At 47.5% G+C, this 15,669-nt stretch carries 14 protein-coding genes, 1 tRNA gene, 5 pseudogenes and 1 riboswitch; of the genes and pseudogenes, 7 read left to right on the top strand and 13 right to left on the bottom strand.

Annotated features, from left to right (window positions below; all coding sequences use genetic code 11):
* A partial coding sequence (gene xthA, locus CXB77_RS01455; protein ID WP_105072523.1) for an exodeoxyribonuclease III occupies window positions 1-678 on the top strand: 678 nt, incomplete at its 5' end.
* On the opposite strand, the pseudogene CXB77_RS01460 reads toward xthA, so the two are convergent.
* Window positions 645-1,083: pseudogene (locus CXB77_RS01460) on the bottom strand (DUF2750 domain-containing protein). The gene xthA and the pseudogene CXB77_RS01460 sit on opposite strands and share 34 nt — an antisense overlap.
* A gap of 147 nt (window positions 1,084-1,230) precedes the next feature.
* Here CXB77_RS01460 and CXB77_RS01465 point away from each other — a divergent pair.
* The 6 genes from CXB77_RS01465 (at window position 1,231) to CXB77_RS01490 (ending at window position 7,211) form a co-directional block, all read left to right on the top strand.
* On the top strand, window positions 1,231-2,352 hold the full coding sequence (locus tag CXB77_RS01465; RefSeq protein WP_105072524.1) for a glycosyltransferase: 1,122 nt from the start codon (window positions 1,231-1,233) through the stop codon (window positions 2,350-2,352).
* A gap of 53 nt (window positions 2,353-2,405) precedes the next feature.
* On the top strand, window positions 2,406-3,302 hold the full coding sequence (argB, locus tag CXB77_RS01470) for an acetylglutamate kinase (protein ID WP_105072525.1): 897 nt from the start codon (window positions 2,406-2,408) through the stop codon (window positions 3,300-3,302).
* A 92-nt stretch (window positions 3,303-3,394) separates the two neighbouring features.
* Complete coding sequence (locus CXB77_RS01475) at window positions 3,395-4,270, top strand: thiamine pyrophosphate-dependent dehydrogenase E1 component subunit alpha (RefSeq protein WP_105072526.1); 876 nt, start codon at window positions 3,395-3,397, stop codon at window positions 4,268-4,270.
* Window positions 4,271-4,274: 4 nt separating this feature from the next.
* Window positions 4,275-5,276, top strand: a complete 1,002-nt coding sequence (locus CXB77_RS19500; RefSeq protein WP_172452482.1) for an alpha-ketoacid dehydrogenase subunit beta — start codon at window positions 4,275-4,277, stop codon at window positions 5,274-5,276.
* The gene (locus CXB77_RS01485; protein WP_105072527.1) at window positions 5,267-6,421 is read left to right on the top strand and encodes a biotin/lipoyl-containing protein; all 1,155 of its coding nucleotides are present in this window, start codon (window positions 5,267-5,269) and stop codon (window positions 6,419-6,421) included. Before CXB77_RS19500 ends, CXB77_RS01485 begins: the two co-directional genes overlap by 10 nt.
* A complete protein-coding gene (locus CXB77_RS01490) occupies window positions 6,411-7,211 on the top strand; it encodes a TylF/MycF/NovP-related O-methyltransferase (protein WP_105072528.1) in 801 nt (266 codons plus the stop codon). Before CXB77_RS01485 ends, CXB77_RS01490 begins: the two co-directional genes overlap by 11 nt.
* 9 nt (window positions 7,212-7,220) lie before the next feature.
* Here the strand turns inward: CXB77_RS01490 and CXB77_RS01495 are convergent, their stop codons facing one another.
* The 12 genes and pseudogenes from CXB77_RS01495 to CXB77_RS01555 form a co-directional block, all read right to left on the bottom strand.
* Window positions 7,221-7,415: a type II toxin-antitoxin system HicB family antitoxin gene (locus tag CXB77_RS01495; RefSeq protein WP_105072529.1), complete on the bottom strand. Its 195-nt coding sequence runs from the start codon at window positions 7,413-7,415 to the stop codon at window positions 7,221-7,223.
* 17 nt (window positions 7,416-7,432) lie between these two features.
* Window positions 7,433-7,957 (bottom strand): type I restriction enzyme HsdR N-terminal domain-containing protein, encoded by a 525-nt coding sequence (locus CXB77_RS01500; protein ID WP_105072530.1) that lies wholly within the window; start codon window positions 7,955-7,957, stop codon window positions 7,433-7,435.
* The gene (locus CXB77_RS24265) at window positions 7,957-8,157 is read right to left on the bottom strand and encodes a transposase (protein ID WP_197710951.1); all 201 of its coding nucleotides are present in this window, start codon (window positions 8,155-8,157) and stop codon (window positions 7,957-7,959) included. The genes CXB77_RS01500 and CXB77_RS24265 overlap by 1 nt, the downstream gene beginning before the upstream one ends.
* 292 nt (window positions 8,158-8,449) lie before the next feature.
* Window positions 8,450-8,776 carry an IS630 transposase-related protein gene (locus CXB77_RS01510; RefSeq protein WP_105072549.1) on the bottom strand — a complete coding sequence of 109 codons (327 nt, stop codon included), beginning with the start codon at window positions 8,774-8,776 and terminating at the stop codon, window positions 8,450-8,452.
* Between the two features lie 31 nt (window positions 8,777-8,807).
* Window positions 8,808-9,050: a hypothetical protein gene (locus CXB77_RS01515; protein WP_172452483.1), complete on the bottom strand. Its 243-nt coding sequence runs from the start codon at window positions 9,048-9,050 to the stop codon at window positions 8,808-8,810.
* A gap of 145 nt (window positions 9,051-9,195) precedes the next feature.
* A complete protein-coding gene (gene ppdK, locus CXB77_RS01520; protein ID WP_242445323.1) occupies window positions 9,196-11,331 on the bottom strand; it encodes a pyruvate, phosphate dikinase in 2,136 nt (711 codons plus the stop codon).
* A gap of 97 nt (window positions 11,332-11,428) precedes the next feature.
* A complete protein-coding gene (locus tag CXB77_RS24270; protein ID WP_242445324.1) occupies window positions 11,429-11,914 on the bottom strand; it encodes a PEP/pyruvate-binding domain-containing protein in 486 nt (161 codons plus the stop codon).
* 230 nt (window positions 11,915-12,144) lie between these two features.
* Window positions 12,145-12,991: pseudogene (locus tag CXB77_RS24275) on the bottom strand (adenosylhomocysteinase); the annotation flags it as partial.
* A pseudogene (locus CXB77_RS24280) lies at window positions 12,965-13,541 on the bottom strand (adenosylhomocysteinase); the annotation flags it as partial. The pseudogenes CXB77_RS24280 and CXB77_RS24275, both read right to left, overlap by 27 nt.
* Before the next feature lie 22 nt (window positions 13,542-13,563).
* Window positions 13,564-13,646: riboswitch (S-adenosyl-L-homocysteine riboswitch) on the bottom strand.
* A 191-nt stretch (window positions 13,647-13,837) separates the two neighbouring features.
* Window positions 13,838-13,926 (bottom strand) — tRNA-Ser (locus tag CXB77_RS01545).
* 65 nt (window positions 13,927-13,991) lie between these two features.
* Window positions 13,992-14,202: pseudogene (csrA, locus tag CXB77_RS01550) on the bottom strand (carbon storage regulator CsrA).
* A 202-nt stretch (window positions 14,203-14,404) separates the two neighbouring features.
* A pseudogene (locus CXB77_RS01555) lies at window positions 14,405-15,630 on the bottom strand (aspartate kinase).
* Window positions 15,631-15,669: the final 39 nt, after the last annotated feature.

Genomic DNA, 15,669 nt, shown 5'->3' on the forward strand with positions numbered 1-15,669 from the left:
ACGCAGCAACTCGGTTTTCATACCGCAATTCACGGGCAAAAAGGACATTACGGCGTGGCATTACTGAGTCAAACTGCGCCGTTGCAAATTGCTAAAGGATTTGCGCATGACGCAATTGATGCCCAGCGGCGTTTAATCATTGGGCGCTATTCATTGCCGCGTGGCGGTGAATTAACGGTGATTAACGGTTATTTTCCGCAAGGCGAAGAGCGCGACCATCCGTTAAAGTTTCCGGCGAAACAGCGGTTTTATGCTGATCTGCTGGCGCATTTGCAAATGAATCATTCACCCGATCAATTGCTGGCAGTCGTTGGTGATTTGAATGTTGCGCCATTGGAAAACGACATCGGCATTGGTGATGTGAATGCCAAACGCTGGCGGCGTACTGGCAAATGCGGGTTTTTACCGGAAGAACGCGAGTGGTTTAATAGGTTATTGGAATGGGGTTTAATTGACGCTTATCGCGCAATTCATCCTGATGTCAGCGATCAATTCAGTTGGTTTGATTACCGTTCGCGGGGCTTTGAAGATCAACCTCGGCGCGGCTTGCGGATTGATCATATTTTAATGACCGCACCGCTGGCTGCGCAATTGCGTGAGGTTGGTATTGATACCGCAATTCGCGGCATGGATAAACCTTCAGATCATTGTCCGGTGTGGGCGTCTTTTGAATTATGAGCGCCGAGATCGAGATTAAGTTGCTGGGTGATAGCAATTAAATCATCGCGTAAACTTAATGGATCGCTCACCATGCAGGAGCCATCCAATGCCGGAAATACGGCAACCAATCGATCATCGTCTGCCATACCGATTAACCAGCGTTCCATAAATACGGCGAGCGGTAATGGTTCGGGTTGACAATCGCTCCAATCGTCGTTTGCTAAAGTGTTTGCAAACTCCGCGCGGCCAAAATGGAAAGTAATCCAGACCTTCATCATCGCTGAAGGAAACGAAACCGCCTTCACCTTTCAGCGTCCAAACCTGAGCATTTTCAGTAACTTCAGTTAAAAAAAGGTCATAACGTTCAGCAGTGGATAATTCAAAAATGCGCGTAATTGCATCAGCGGATCGGAGTGTGCTCATTGTAAACTCATTTGATAAATTGTTGAGACTGCGTACTTTATCAACCACGCCACCGTTGAGAAAGCGTTAATGTGTCATTAACCGCTTGACAGCTTTCCCTAATCCAGTGATTTTAGCGCCGCTTTTCATTTCATTCAGGTTGATTTCATGTCCGTTATTTCATCCCATTCATACTGTCCACCACCCGAATTGGCGATTATCGTGCCGACCTACAACGAAGCAGATTCAGTTGCCGAATTGGTGCGACGGGTAGCGACGGTATTGGACGGTATTGCGTGGGAAATCATCGTTGTAGATGACGATTCACCGGACGCTACAGCCGAGCGCGTGCGCGAGCTGGCGCGACAGGATGCGCGGGTGCGCTTGATTCAGCGCATCGGGCGACGTGGGCTGTCATCGGCGTGTATTGAAGGCATGTTAGCGACGACTGCGCCCTTTTTAGCGGTGATGGATGGCGATTTACAGCACGATGAAACGCTGTTGCCGCAAATGCTGGCGACATTGAAAACGGCGGCGCTCGACATTGTGATTGGCAGCCGTTATATCGCGGGCGGCGGCGTGGGCAAATGGAATACGCAGCGGCAATGGATGAGTCGCTTGGCAACACGCATCGGTCAACGCTTAATTCATGCTGAATTGCACGATCCAATGAGCGGTTTTTTCATGGTACGCGCCAACGTTATTCATCAGTGCGTTCATCATTTAAGTGGCGTGGGCTTTAAGATTTTATTGGATATTTTCTTTGCTGCGCCAACACCGCTGCGGTTTCAAGAATTGCCATTTACATTTCGGCAACGGCTGGCAGGCGCGAGTAAATTGGAATCAGCAGTGCTGTGGGAATATCTATTAATGCTGGCGCAGAAATTAATTGGCACTCGTATTCCAGTGCGCTTTATTGCTTTTTCATTAATTGGTGGACTGGGCGTTGCCGTGCACATGGCGGTATTGTGGCCGATGCTGCATTTACTCGGTGAAAGCGTATTTTTGCTCGGTCAAGCGACGGCAACGCTGGTTGCCATGACGAGCAATTTCTTTCTAAACAATTTATTCACTTACCGTGATCAGCGGCTGATTGGTCGCCAGCTGTTGTGGGGTTGGTTGAGTTTCGTGCTGGTGTGCGGACTGGGCGCACTGGCAAATGTCGGCATTGCTAATGCCTTATTTCAGCAAGGAAATTCAGGTTGGTTTTTCTCGGCGTTGGCTGGCATTTTAGTCGGCGCAGTGTGGAATTATGCTGTCACTGCCGTTTACACTTGGAAATCGCATTAGATTTTAATGTTATTTTTCAATTATCAAAAATCGAATAAAAGAGAGTTAAATTGATGACACTTCCTCAGGATCGTGCACAAACTATTGCAGATGTTTTAATTGAGGCGCTGCCGTATATTCGGCGCTTTCAAGGCAAAACAATGGTGATTAAATACGGCGGCAATGCGATGGTGGATGCAGCCTTAAAAGAAGGTTTCGCCCGCGATGTCGTGTTAATGAAATTAGTCGGCATCAATCCCGTCATTGTACACGGCGGGGGGCCGCAAATTGGCTCGTTATTAAAGCGGCTTGGTAAAGTAAGTGAATTCGTGCAAGGAATGCGCGTCACTGATGCTGAAACGATGGACGTGGTGGAAATGGTGCTCGGTGGTTTGGTAAATAAAGAAATCGTCAATTTCATTAACCGGCACGGCGGTTCCGCAGTGGGATTGACGGGAACAGATGGTGATTTAATTCGTGCACGAAAACTGTTATTGCGCCGCGATGCGCCAGAGTTGAATGAACCGGAAATTATTGATATTGGGCATGTTGGTGAAGTGGAAAGTATTGATCCCAGCATTGTGAATATGTTGGTGAATAGCAACTTTATTCCAGTGATTGCACCGATTGGCGTGGGCGCAGATGGGCGCTCGTATAATATCAACGCCGATTTAGTTGCGGGCAAAATGGCGCAGGTATTGAAAGCAGAAAAGCTGCTGTTATTAACGAATATCGCAGGATTGCTTGATGCCGATGGAGCGTTAATTCAACAGTTGGATGTTGGTCGGGTGAAAACACTCATTGAAACCGGAGTGATTCACGGCGGAATGTTGCCAAAAATTCAATGCGCAATTGATGCTGTGCAATCTGGCGTCAAATCAGCGCATATCATTGACGGGCGGGTCGAACATGCAGTGATGTTGGATTTGTTCACTGATACTGGTGTTGGGACACTGATTCGAGGACGCTAGATTTTCATTGCAAACGCTATTGTCCTTTCATTTTTGCGTCTTGTATTACAAAACGCAACACCAGTAACTTTTTGGGAGAAGCGATCTTTATCATGAATTCTGATCTTGTGATTCTCTACGAAAAAATGTTTTTAATTCGTTTATTTGAAGAAACACTTTTAAATCTGTTTTCTCTTGGGCACTTGCGCGGAACGGTTCATACTTGCATTGGTCAAGAAGCCTGTGCTGTTGGAGTTGTGAGTGCAATTGATCCCAAACGGGATACGCTATGTTCAAATCACCGTGGACATGGACATTTTCTTGCATTTACCGATGATACAGATGGATTATTAAAAGAGATATTAGGATTAGCATCTGGTATCTGTGGCGGTAAAGGCGGCAGTCAACATTTACATGTCAATAATTTTTATTCCAATGGCATTCTTGGCGGTATGGTTCCAATCGCTACGGGAATTGCACTTTCTCAAAAATTTGCAGCAAAAGATGGTATTAGTGTCGTATTTGTTGGAGACGGCGCAATGTCAGAAGGAGTAATTTATGAAGCACTAAACATAGCATCGTTATGGCAGTTGCCGCTTTTACTGGTGATAGAGCACAATCAAATTGCACAAAGTACTCCATGGAATCTCGAGCATGGCAGTGCCATCGAAGGTCGTCCTATTTCATTTGGTATACCAACTGAAACCGTTGATGGTAATGATGTGCAAGCAGTTTACGCTTCGACAAAAACGATTGTGGACAACATGCGTCAAGATTCCAAACCAAGATGCCTGTTATTAAACACTTATCGTTTAGGTCCACATAGTAAAGGTGATGATTATCGCTGCATTACAGAAATTTCTTTTCATCAAACGAATGATCCACTCAAACGTGCTGAAACAGTGTTGTCTGAAAACGTAAAAACACGCATTCAAACTCTCTGTCAAACACGCATCAATCACATGTTAGAAAACTTCTCTTTACTTTAAAATGTTGACGTATCTGCAAAACCTTCAAAACGGCCTTTTCGATCTTTTTTCTAATGATCCGCGTGTCATTCTGCTCGGAGAAGATGTACTTGATCCCTATGGTGGCGCTTTCAAGGTAACCGCTGGTTTATCCACGCAATTTCCCAATCGCGTATTCACTACACCCATCTCGGAAGCAGGTATTACTGGTGTAGCAATAGGGTTGGCATTGCGTGGACACGTTCCAATTGTAGAAATTATGTTTGGTGATTTTTTAACACTCTGCGCCGATCAAATCATCAATCATGCAACAAAGTTTCCGAATATGTATCAGGGTGTAACCTGCCCGTTAATCGTGCGCTCACCAATGGGTGGCGGAAGAGGTTATGGTCCAACACATAGCCAAAGTTTAGAAAAAATGTTTCTCGGCATTCCCGGATTAAAGCTCATTGCGCCGAGTCATTATCATCAACCGGGGAAAACCATTCAGCAAATTGTTGTGCGGGAAACCAACCCAGTGATCTTCATTGAACACAAACTGCTGTATCGGGAAACATTGCAATCTAATAGCGATGAATTGCCATTCACGTTAGAAATTGATGAAACGGGTTATCAAACAGCGATTCTCCGCAATTACCGCTTTGGTATACCAGATGTTTGCCTAATTGGTTACGGCGGAATTTCGCGTTTTCTGCCAGAACTATTGAAAAAATTAGCGGCAGAAGAAATACGTATTGTGGCACTTTTGCCAGAATCTATTGATCCAGTACCAATTGAAATGCTGGCGCATTTTGCAAATGAAGCGAGACGCATTGTCATCGCCGAAGAAAGTACTGAAGGATTCACTTGGGCATCAAGTATTGCAAGCCAGCTTTACGAAAAGTTCTGGGGGAAATTGTATTGCCCGATTAAACTTGTGACCTCTAATCGTTGTACTATTCCAACGGCTATCGAACAGGAAACCACGGTTTTAATTTCAAGTTTAAAAATTGAGAATGCAATTTTAGAGGCACTGTCATGGGCATGATCATTAAAATGCCGTTGCTGAATATCAACGATGAATCAGCTACGCTTGTGCGTTGGTTACACCCAGACGGTGCTAGTGTCCATCAAAACGAACCAATTTGTGTGATAGAAACAACGAAAAGCGCCGTTGATCTTTGTGCTGAAGTCGATGGTATTTTAAGACAAATCGCCCCAGCAGATAAAACATATCTCACTGGTCATATTATTGGGTTTATCGCAGCATCAATTGATGAGTCAATACCCACTCATTTTGAAAAAATAACACCCGCTTTATCGAATGATACTACTGAATTATCTCTACCGAAGTGGACAAAAAAAGCGCAGATTCTTGCTAACCGTTTAGGTGTTGATTTGATTGCACTTGGCGCTGCTCACCCTGGAGTTTTAATTGGTGAAGAACTCGTAACAGGAGTAGCTAATTCGGTTAAATTAGAATCAGATCATGCACCCAATTTGACAACTGCCACTCATTCGCTCGTTACCAGTTCACTTGGTATTCAGCCAGAACGTATTCTTATCTTAGGTGGTGGCGGTGGTGCGGCATTAGTATTGGATATACTTTCTGACACGGTGTTGCAGCAAGCAATTGGAATTTTGGATAACAGCCCAGAAATCATTGGCACTGATTTGATGGGAGTGCCGGTAATTGGAAATTTTGATCTTGCGATTAAACTGTGGCATGAGAAAAAATTTGATGCGCTCATTTCAACCGTGGTTAAAGATATTGCAGATCGTGCTGCCATATTTGAACGTTTTACACAAATCGGTATTCCGTTTACGAATGTTATTGCTTCCACAGCAAATGTGCGTAAAAAATGCCAGCTTGGCACTGGTAATTTAGTCGTGCATGGCAGCTATATCGCTACTGGAGTCATTTTAGGTAATAACAATTTTTTAGCAGCTGGCACTTATATTGAGCACCATTCTATTGTGGGAAATCATTGCACCTTTGGTCCACGTACATCGCTTTCTGGACGAGTTAAGGTAGCGGATCGCGTTAAGTTTGGTACGCATGTTGCGGTGGAACCATTTATTGAAATTGGTACGGAATCCGTTATTGCTTCTGGCGTGGTTCTAACTTCTCATGTTCCACCGTATTCTATCGTTAAAAATACAGCGAACTCGGTTATTCGTCATGTCAGATAACTTATCTCAATCGGCATTTTATCAGCAAGATTGTTTTGGTTTTCGTGAAGTTGGTCGTTCCACGAAAAGCGAAATTGCTTATCAACAACAACTAGATGATTATGCGGTTAATAGCGTTGGTACACCCAGCGAAAAATTTGAAAACTTTCCTAAATATATTACTCGTCAAACCACTGCGCGGTATCTGGCTTTATACGAGATTTTTAAGATAGTTCTTCCCATTCAGGGTGACATTATCGAAGGCGGGGTTAATTGGGGCGGAGGCTTGATGTGGTTTGCGCAAATGAGCGCCGCACTTGAGCCTTTTAATCTTCAGCGCAGGATCATTGGCTTCGATACTTTCAGCGGTTTTCCCGATCTTCATTCCAATGACACCAAACATGCCGAAATTGGAAAAGAACATCGAGAAGGTGGTTATCAAGCCAATTCATTTGAAGATTTAACGCAATGTCTTGAAATTTACGATCAAAATCGTGCTATTGGTCACGTTCCAAAAGTTCGTCTGATTCGTGGAGATGCGTGTGAAACCATGCCGCAGTATCTAATCGACAATCCTCACACGGTTGTTTCTTTATTACATCTTGATTTTGATATTTATTTGCCAACAAAAGCAGCGATTGATACGTTTTTAAATCGTATGCCCAAAGGCGCAGTAATTGTGTTTGATGAACTAAACTGTCCAAAATGGCCGGGAGAAACGCAAGCAGTTGTGGAGTCGTTACTGATTCAAAAATTACGGATTCAACGTTTTGTATTTGAACCCTATCTTTCTTATGCCGTTATTGAATAAGTTAGGGTGTTAGTTTTTAGGTGGTGCTCCGACATTTACTAGTTCTATTGATCGAGGCACTACCAAACAGCCTTCTATTGCTTCCTGCACATTTTTTAACAGTTCTTCAATGCTATTGCCTTGCGTTGCGCAACCTTGAATCGCTGGCACTTCTGCCCAAAACCCGCCTTCTTCTGCCGGATGAATAACCACTTTTAATTTCATCGTGTGCGACTCGAAAGTTATTCTAATTCGTCATTTATAAACATTTCCACAAGCAGTTCTTGAATAAACGACGGGTTAATATCTTTAGATAAGACACCTGCTTCTTGTTTGTATAACTTTTGCAGTTCCTCACAAATAACATGAACAACTGGCTCTGACACAATAGCCTGAAAAATCTTTTCTTGCGATGTACAGTTGAAGAAGTGAAATGTTTTGATTGTTTCGCCGGATATTAACGCTTGTTCCGTTAATAAATAAAGAGAATCAATATCGTCCTTAGATATTCCATTATCGTCAAGCAGTTCAACATCAAAAATTTCATCAATTATAGGTTCTTCACCTTTTTTTGGAGTGACGTGATAAAGCAACCAGCGTCGACCATTGGTAACAGCCGCCCACTCTGCACCAAGTGCAGCCGCATAATTCGTAGCCTGTAGCACAGCTGAAGCAGTTAGATTAATACTTGATGCTTTGCATTCTATGACAAGGATAACTTTATCTTTTGATTTAATTGCTATATAGCTAATCCAGCATAAAATGATTACAAATTACAGGCAAATAAAGCATCAACTGTGCAATGGTTCCTTTTGCGAATCGCTTTTGCTTTTGACCAGTAGTGTTCAATCGGGTTTAAGTCAGGTGAATATGGTGGTAAGTATTCTAAAATATGTCCGCTTGCTTTAATCTTCTGCTGAATATCTTGTCTTTTGTGAAAAGTAGCATTACCATGACAAGAACGCAGTTTGCTGGTAGTTTTGGCAACAAATCATCGGTTATCCATAAAAGAAAAACTTGAGAGTTAATTGAACCGGTAAATAAAGTCACCGTCACTAAATTAAAGTCAGTATTGCCCCAATAGCATTTATTCGTCCTTTTTCATGCCAATTGCGCTTGTCTAAACACTTTTTTCCGATAGGAGAGTACCATAAGAACGCGGCATATCGTTAGCAAATCCACTTTCATCAATATAAACTATTGTTTTTTTAGTTGTTTTATAGCTTGCTATGCGTTCTTGAAATGAAAGACGTGCTTGCTCATCTGCTTTGGGATGAGAAAATGTTTTTTTTTCGACTAATGCCCAATCTTTTCAAGGCTGCACCAATACCACTCTTGCTCACTTGCAATCTATCGGCACGTTCTTGAAGGTAAGCATCAGGATACGTTTCAACATCTTTTAGCAGTTGATTGGTGTTAATTTTAGTTGCAGGTTTGTTGCGATGCTTTTGTGGCTCTAGTTCTTTATTCCAGCGAATTAAACTCGCAGAGCCAACTCCTAGCCTGCGGGCAGTTTCACTATAAGTAAGGTTAAATTTTTCTTTTATTTCTAATGCTCGACGACGGAAATCAACAGAGTAGGTCATTTGCTTTTCACTCCTCATTTATAAAATCATTTTATATTGGAATTGCTATATCTACTCGTTTCCCCAACGCTTTCATTTCAGTTTCAATTTGATCATCAACATATCCGAAAGCGGTTCTCAATACATCCACCACCCAGCGCCTTGTTTCTTCTTCGTTTCTATTTCCCTTGGCCACCATCTTTGCAAGACGCTCAATGTGAACTAACAATCCATCACTTATAGCTTTCATAACTGTTCTTTTAGCTAAAGGTTTTTTGTTTGGTATTTTTGCCATTTTACTGTCCATTAAAAATTAAAAAATCACGAGTTATTTTTCTAGTTTGTCCATGAAATCATGTCAAGTGCTTAGTTTTATATGCGTTCAAACTCGCTGCGGATTGATTGAAAGCATCAACCCGCAGTTTCAAGCCAGCAATACTTTATTTATTGCCCGCCTTCAATGCTGCATGAGCCGCAGCCAATCGCGCCACCGGCACACGCGGCCCGGAGCAACTGACATAATCCAAGTTGGCTTTATGGCAGAACTCAATTGATGCTGGATGTCCGCCGTGCTCGCCGCAAATACCGACGTGCAAATCCGGTTTCACTGAACGACCCCATTCAACCGCCAATTGCATCAATTTACCGACGCCTTTCACATCCAATACATCAAACGGGTTGTCTTGCAAAATCCCCGATTGGTTATACAGCGGCAGGAATTTGTTCTCCGCATCTTCCCGCGAGAATGAAAACGTCGCCTGCGTTAAATCGTTGGTGCCGAAAGAGAAAAACTCCGCTTCTTCCGCCAGCGATTCCGCCCGCATACACGCCCGCACCACCTCAATCATCGTGCCGAATTTGAAACTCACCGGCTTGCCGTAGCGTTCGGCAACTTCGGCGTGAATGTCATCGACAAAGGTCTTGACCTTGCGCAGTTCCTCAGCGGTACACACCTGCGGCACCTTGATTTGCGGCTTGACCTGAATCCCCGCCTTGGCGCATTCCGCCGCCGCTTCGAGAATCGCCCGCACCTGCATCTGGTAAATCTCCGGGAAGGTGATGCCGAGCCGCACCCCGCGATGACCGAGCATCGGATTGGTTTCGTACAGCGCCCGCACCTTTTTGAGCATCGCCTCTTTCTTGCCAATCGCGTCCTCAACGACGGACGGATCAATCATCCGCCGCGCCATGTCAATGTCGTGACGCACACTTTCAGAGGCATGAAGCAGCCCCATCGCGCCAGCCAGCACGGTCACGCCGCGAGCGTTCTGCGCCAGCGCCCGCAGCTCGGACAATTCCCGCTCCAACACATGCTCATCGGGCAGGAACTCGTGAATCGGCGGATCAAGCAGGCGAATCGTCACCGGATTCGGCGACATCACTTCAAACAGCTCGCGGAAATCGCGCCGTTGCAGCGGCAGCAATTTATCCAGCGCAGCTTGGCGCTGCTCCGGCGTATCGGCCACGATCATCTCAATCACAATCGGCAACCGTTCCACGTCGTTAAACATCCGCTCCGTCCGCGCCAGCCCGATCCCGACTGCGCCGTAGCTGCGAGCGCGACGCGCATCATCTGGCGTGTCGGCATTTGCCATCACTTTCAGCCGCGCCCGTTCATCCGCCCAGCCCAGCAACACGTTGAGTTCTGGCGTGAAATCTGGCTCAACGGTCGGAATTGCGCCGAGATAGACCTTGCCGGAAGTGCCGTCGAGCGTAATCACGTCACCTTCTTTGAAACTGGTCAGCCCCACTCGCGCCTCGCGCCGATTAACATCAACGCTGATGCCTTCTGCGCCAGCCACGCACGGCTTGCCCATGCCACGAGCGACGACTGCGGCGTGAGAGGTTTTGCCGCCGCGTGAGGTCAAGATGCCTTCAGAAGCAAAAAAGCCGTGAATATCTTCGGGCTTGGTTTCCTCGCGCACCAAAATCACTTTGCGCCCCTGCTCGCGCCCGTATTGCTCGGCGCGATCCGCATCAAACACGGCGATGCCGGATGCAGCGCCGGGCGATGCCGGCAAACCCTGCGCGACGGCTTCCGCTTTGATCGTCGGATCAAGGCGCGGAAACAGCATCTGCTCCAGCGAATCGGGCGCGATACGCAGCAGCGCCTGTTCTTTGGTGATCAAGCCCTCGCGCTCCATTTCGACCGACGTGCGCACCATCGCCACCGTATTCATCTTGCCGTTGCGGGTTTGCAGGCAATACAGCTGGCCGCGTTCGATGGTGAACTCAAAATCCTGCACTTCGTGATAATGGCTTTCGAGCTTGTCGCGCAGCGCATCGAGCTGATCCGCCATTTCTGGCATTTCAACTTTCAGCCGATCCAGCGGCTTCGGGGTGCGAATGCCAGCAACGACATCTTCGCCCTGCGCGTTGACCAGATATTCGCCGTAGAGCTTGTTTTCGCCGGTCGCCGGATTGCGGGTGAAGGCAACGCCAGTCGCGGAATCGTCGCCGCGATTGCCGAACACCATCGTCACCACATTGACTGCCGTGCCGTTGGCCATGTCCGGGGTGATGTGGAATTGGCGGCGATAATCGACGGCGCGTTTGCCGCCCCAACTGTTGAACACCGCTTGATCGCAATTTCCAACTGTTGATACGGATCGGACGGGAATGGATGCCCGGTCACGTTTTGCACGACGGCGAGGAAGCGCTCGCTGACTTCTTTCAATCATTGGCTGATAAATCAACGTCTTGCTTGGCGTGAGCGGCTTCCTTGATCGCGTCGAATTCTTTATCAAACGCAGCATCTGGCACACCGAGCGCGACCTTGCCAAACAGTTGGATGAAACGCCGATATGCGTCGTAACCAAAACGGGCGTCGCCAGTCGCGCAGATCACGCCTTGCAGCGTCTCGGCGTTGAGGCCGAGATTCAAAATCGTGTCCATCATGCCCGGCATCGACATTGCCGAACCGGAGCGCACCGACACCAACAGCGGATTGTCGGAATCGCCAAAACCTTTGCCGGTCTTCTGCTCCAGCGCCCGCATCTGCGCCTGCACGTCGTCCATCAAGCCAGTTGGCAGCGTGGACGCGCGAGATAGTCCAAACAGGCTGCGTGAAATCACAAAACCGGGCGGCACATCAAGCCGATCTGCGTCATTTCGCACAGATTCGCGCCCTTGCCGCCGAGCAGATGTTGTTTTTTCCATCGCCATCTTCAAACGCAAAAACGTGTTTTGTATTAGCCATTGGTTGAATTAAGCCTCTCTCGTCAATAGTGATGAACATTGGGCTGCGTTGCTCGCCAAATAAGCGCAAATAACGCAGTGTTAATCAACTTGCGATCAATCTACGATCTACGACTCTGAAAGCGAATTCCTTTTCGCTATCTCGTGATGAATAATCCGCAACATCAATTCATCACCATCACGCATTACAACTAATAACGATAGTTATCCGCTTTATATGGACCAGCAACCGGAACACCAATATAATCCGCTTGAGTCTGCGTCAGCGTCGTAATTTAACGCCAATCTTCTCCAAATGCAGCCGCGCAACATCTTCATCCAAATGCTTCGGCAACACATATACACCAATTGGATATTCCTCCGGCTTGGTGAAGATTTCAATCTGCGCCAGTACCTGATTGGTAAAGCTATTGGACATCACAAAACTGGGATGACCGGTCGCGCAGCCGAGATTCACTAACCGCCCTTCTGCCAATAATGTAATGCGATGACCAGCGGGGAATACGATCTGATCGACCTGCGGTTTGATATTGATCCACTCGTATTGCTTCAGGCTATAACCTGAATCTCATTATCGAAATGACCGATATTGCACACAATCGCCTGATCTTTCATTGCGACCATGTGATCATGGTAATGATGTCGGTATTGCCAGTAGCAGTGACAAAGATGTCCATCATTGATACGACATCATCAAGCCGCACGACGCGATAACCTTCCATTGCAGCTTGTAATGCGCAAATCGGATCAATTTCTGTGACCCAAACGGTTGCACCTAAACCACGCAATGAAGCTGCCGAGCCTTTACCCACATCGCCAAAGCCGCAGACCAATGCTAATTTACCTGCAATCATCACATCGGTCGCACGTTTAATGGCATCAACCAATGATTCACGACAGCCATATAAATTATCAAACTTGGATTTCGTCACCGAATCATTGACATTCATGCGGGAATAACAATTGCCCATCGCGGTGCATTTGATAAAGCCGATGCACGCCAGTTGTGGTTTCTTCCGTGACGCCTTTAATGGCAGCGGCAATTCCGTGCCAATGCTGGGATTGCGTCGAAGTGCGACTGAGCAGACCAAGAATTGCTGTCCATTCTTCACTATCGCCAGCAGCAGGAGCGGGAATTGCGCCCGCGTTTTCGTATTCAACGCCCTTATGAACCACTAAAGTTGCATCGCCGCCGTCATCAAGAATCATATTCGGGCCTGCGCCATCGGGCCAATTCAATACCTGTTCAGTACACCACCAGTATTCTTCTAGCGTTTCGCCTTTCCACGCATAAACCGGAATACCAGCAGCGGCAATTGCTGCCGCAGCATGATCTTGCGTTGAAAAGATATTGCAGGAACACCAGCGCACCTGCGCACCAATTCAACCAGGGTTTCAATCAATACGGCGGTCTGAATGGTCATGTGCAAACTGCCGGTAATGCGGGCACCAGTCAGCGGTTTTGCAGCGCCGAATTTCCGCCGCAGCGCCATTAACCCCGGCATTTCCGTTTCCGCATGACCATTTCTTTGCGCCCAAAATCAGCTAAAGCAATGTCGGCGACTTTGTAATCAGAAAACTCACTCATGGTTAATCAACTCTCGATGAATCGTGAGTGAGCGCCGTTAAATAAAGGGAAATCACAACGCCGAGCCTGGCTCGAATTATTCGAGTTGCAACGCTCCTCGGCGGCGTGATGGAACGATAAAGAATACTGGCGATTGATGGCAAAAAGATGATCAGCACTCTGCCAGCAAAGCATAATTCCCGCGCATAAAAAAAGACCGCGAGGTCTTTAATGATGTGGCTGTTCAGTCGTTTATTCAAGCTCTGATTGAAGACAAATAAAAACCCGTTATATTAACAACGGGTTTTTATAAAAGTTGGCGGAGAGAGAGGGATTCGAACCCTCGATAGGATTAACCTATACTCCCTTAGCAGGGGAGCGCCTTCAGCCGCTCGGCCATCTCTCCTCAAACAATCTGCCTATTCGCCTTGCGATTGGACGCGCATCCTAACACGTTCTATTCAATTTGCGCTAGTTGTCTGCGTCTTCTTCAACGCTCGCGCTTTGCCCGCCATCCGCTTGTTCACGCTTGATCCGCTCGTAAATTTCCTCACGATGCACCGACACCTCGCGCGGGGCGTTGACGCCAATCCGCACTTGATTACCTTTGACGCCAAGAACAGTACAGTCACTTCGTCACCAATCATCAGTGTTTCACCAACCGCCGAGTCAAAATTAACATCGTTGTTTGCTCCCTTTTCTTCCCTAATGCCGATGCAATAATCGGTTCAATTCAATAGCTTGATCCATGCAAGTCATGCAACCAGTCAGCCTCGGATGCCCGTGTGAGGTACAGATTTGCGGGTCAATTCTAGCAATTGTCACTGCTGCGCCACAGTTTTTTCTGTCAGTGCCATGATGATTCGCAATTTAGCTGGTGCTGTTCAAATCGTCGCGCTGTGCTCTAAACCGAACGCCTCGTGCAATGTCCGCACGCCAAGCTCCAGATATTTCTCATCAATCACCACCGAAATTTTGATTTCTGAGGTGGAAATCATGCGGATATTGATGCCTTCTTTGGCGAGGCAGCCAAACATCTGGCTGGCGATGCCCGCGTGACTGCGCATTCCCACGCCCACCAGCGAAATTTTCACGATCTTGGCATCGCCCAACACCTGCCGCGCCCCCAGCGTGTGCGCCATCGCGTCGAGAATTTCCAGCGCCCGCGCATAATCGTTGCGATGCACCGTAAACGTAAAATCCGTCGTCGCCTCTTGCGCCCCGACATTTTGAATAATCATGTCTACTTCGATATTGGCTGCCGCAATCGGTCCCAAAATCTGATGCGCCACGCCCGGCTGATCCGGTACACCCAGCACCGTCAACTTCGCTTCATCTCGACTGAACGCAATCCCCGCAATTTTCGCGTCTTCCACATTTTCTTCCTCAAACGTAATCAGCGTGCCCTCGCCGTCAATAAAACTGGAGAGCACCCGCAACGGAACCTGATATTTACCCGCAAATTCTACCGAGCGGATTTGCAACACCTTCGAGCCGAGGCTGGCCATCTCCAGCATTTCCTCAAAAGTAATGCGGTCGAGCTTACGCGCTCGCGGCTCCACTCGCGGATCGGTGGTGTAACGCCATCGACATCGGTATAAATCTGGCATTCATCCGCCTTCAGCGCCGCCGCAATCGCCACTGCCGAAGTATCCGAACCGCCGCGCCCCAGCGTCGTGATGTCGCCGTGCTCGTCAATGCCCTGAAAACCGGCGATCACCACCACCGCCCGGCATCCAAATCCGCCTGCACCGCGCCCCATCAAGTCCCGAATCCGCGCCTTGTTGTGCGCACTATCGGTCAAAATCTGCACCTGAGCGCCGGTGTACGACCGCGCCGGACACTCCCGCGCCGCCAGCGCCATGCTCAACAACGCAATCGTCACCTGCTCGCCGGTGGACAGCAGCACATCCAACTCACGCGGCTCGGGGCGCGGCTGAATCTGTTTCGCCAGCCCCAGCAACCGATCCGTCTCACCAGACATCGCCGACAGCACCACCACCACCTGATGCCCCAGCGTCACCCACCGCTGCACCCGCTCGGCAACGGCAGTGATGCGCTCCACGCTGCCGACCGAGGTTCCACCATATTTCTGCACAATCAACGCCATCGTTTATTTCCAGTTGTCAGTTTGATGCCATTTTAGAAT

The organism is Chromatium okenii (assembly GCF_002958735.1).
Classification (GTDB): Bacteria; Pseudomonadota; Gammaproteobacteria; order Chromatiales; family Chromatiaceae; genus Chromatium; species Chromatium okenii_A.

What these genes read in the sequence shown, in the direction of transcription:
- CXB77_RS01465 (WP_105072524.1), top strand. Translation starts at nt 1,231, where the DNA reads ATGTCCGTTATTTCATCCCATTCATACTGTCCACCACCCGAATTGGCG.
- argB (WP_105072525.1), top strand. Translation starts at nt 2,406, where the DNA reads ATGACACTTCCTCAGGATCGTGCACAAACTATTGCAGATGTTTTAATT.
- CXB77_RS01475 (WP_105072526.1), top strand. Translation starts at nt 3,395, where the DNA reads ATGAATTCTGATCTTGTGATTCTCTACGAAAAAATGTTTTTAATTCGT.
- CXB77_RS01485 (WP_105072527.1), top strand. Translation starts at nt 5,267, where the DNA reads ATGGGCATGATCATTAAAATGCCGTTGCTGAATATCAACGATGAATCA.
- CXB77_RS01490 (WP_105072528.1), top strand. Translation starts at nt 6,411, where the DNA reads ATGTCAGATAACTTATCTCAATCGGCATTTTATCAGCAAGATTGTTTT.
- CXB77_RS01495 (WP_105072529.1), bottom strand. Translation starts at nt 7,415, where the DNA reads ATGAAATTAAAAGTGGTTATTCATCCGGCAGAAGAAGGCGGGTTTTGG.
- CXB77_RS01510 (WP_105072549.1), bottom strand. Translation starts at nt 8,776, where the DNA reads ATGACCTACTCTGTTGATTTCCGTCGTCGAGCATTAGAAATAAAAGAA.
- CXB77_RS01515 (WP_172452483.1), bottom strand. Translation starts at nt 9,050, where the DNA reads ATGGCAAAAATACCAAACAAAAAACCTTTAGCTAAAAGAACAGTTATG.
- CXB77_RS24270 (WP_242445324.1), bottom strand. Translation starts at nt 11,914, where the DNA reads ATGGAAAAAACAACATCTGCTCGGCGGCAAGGGCGCGAATCTGTGCGA.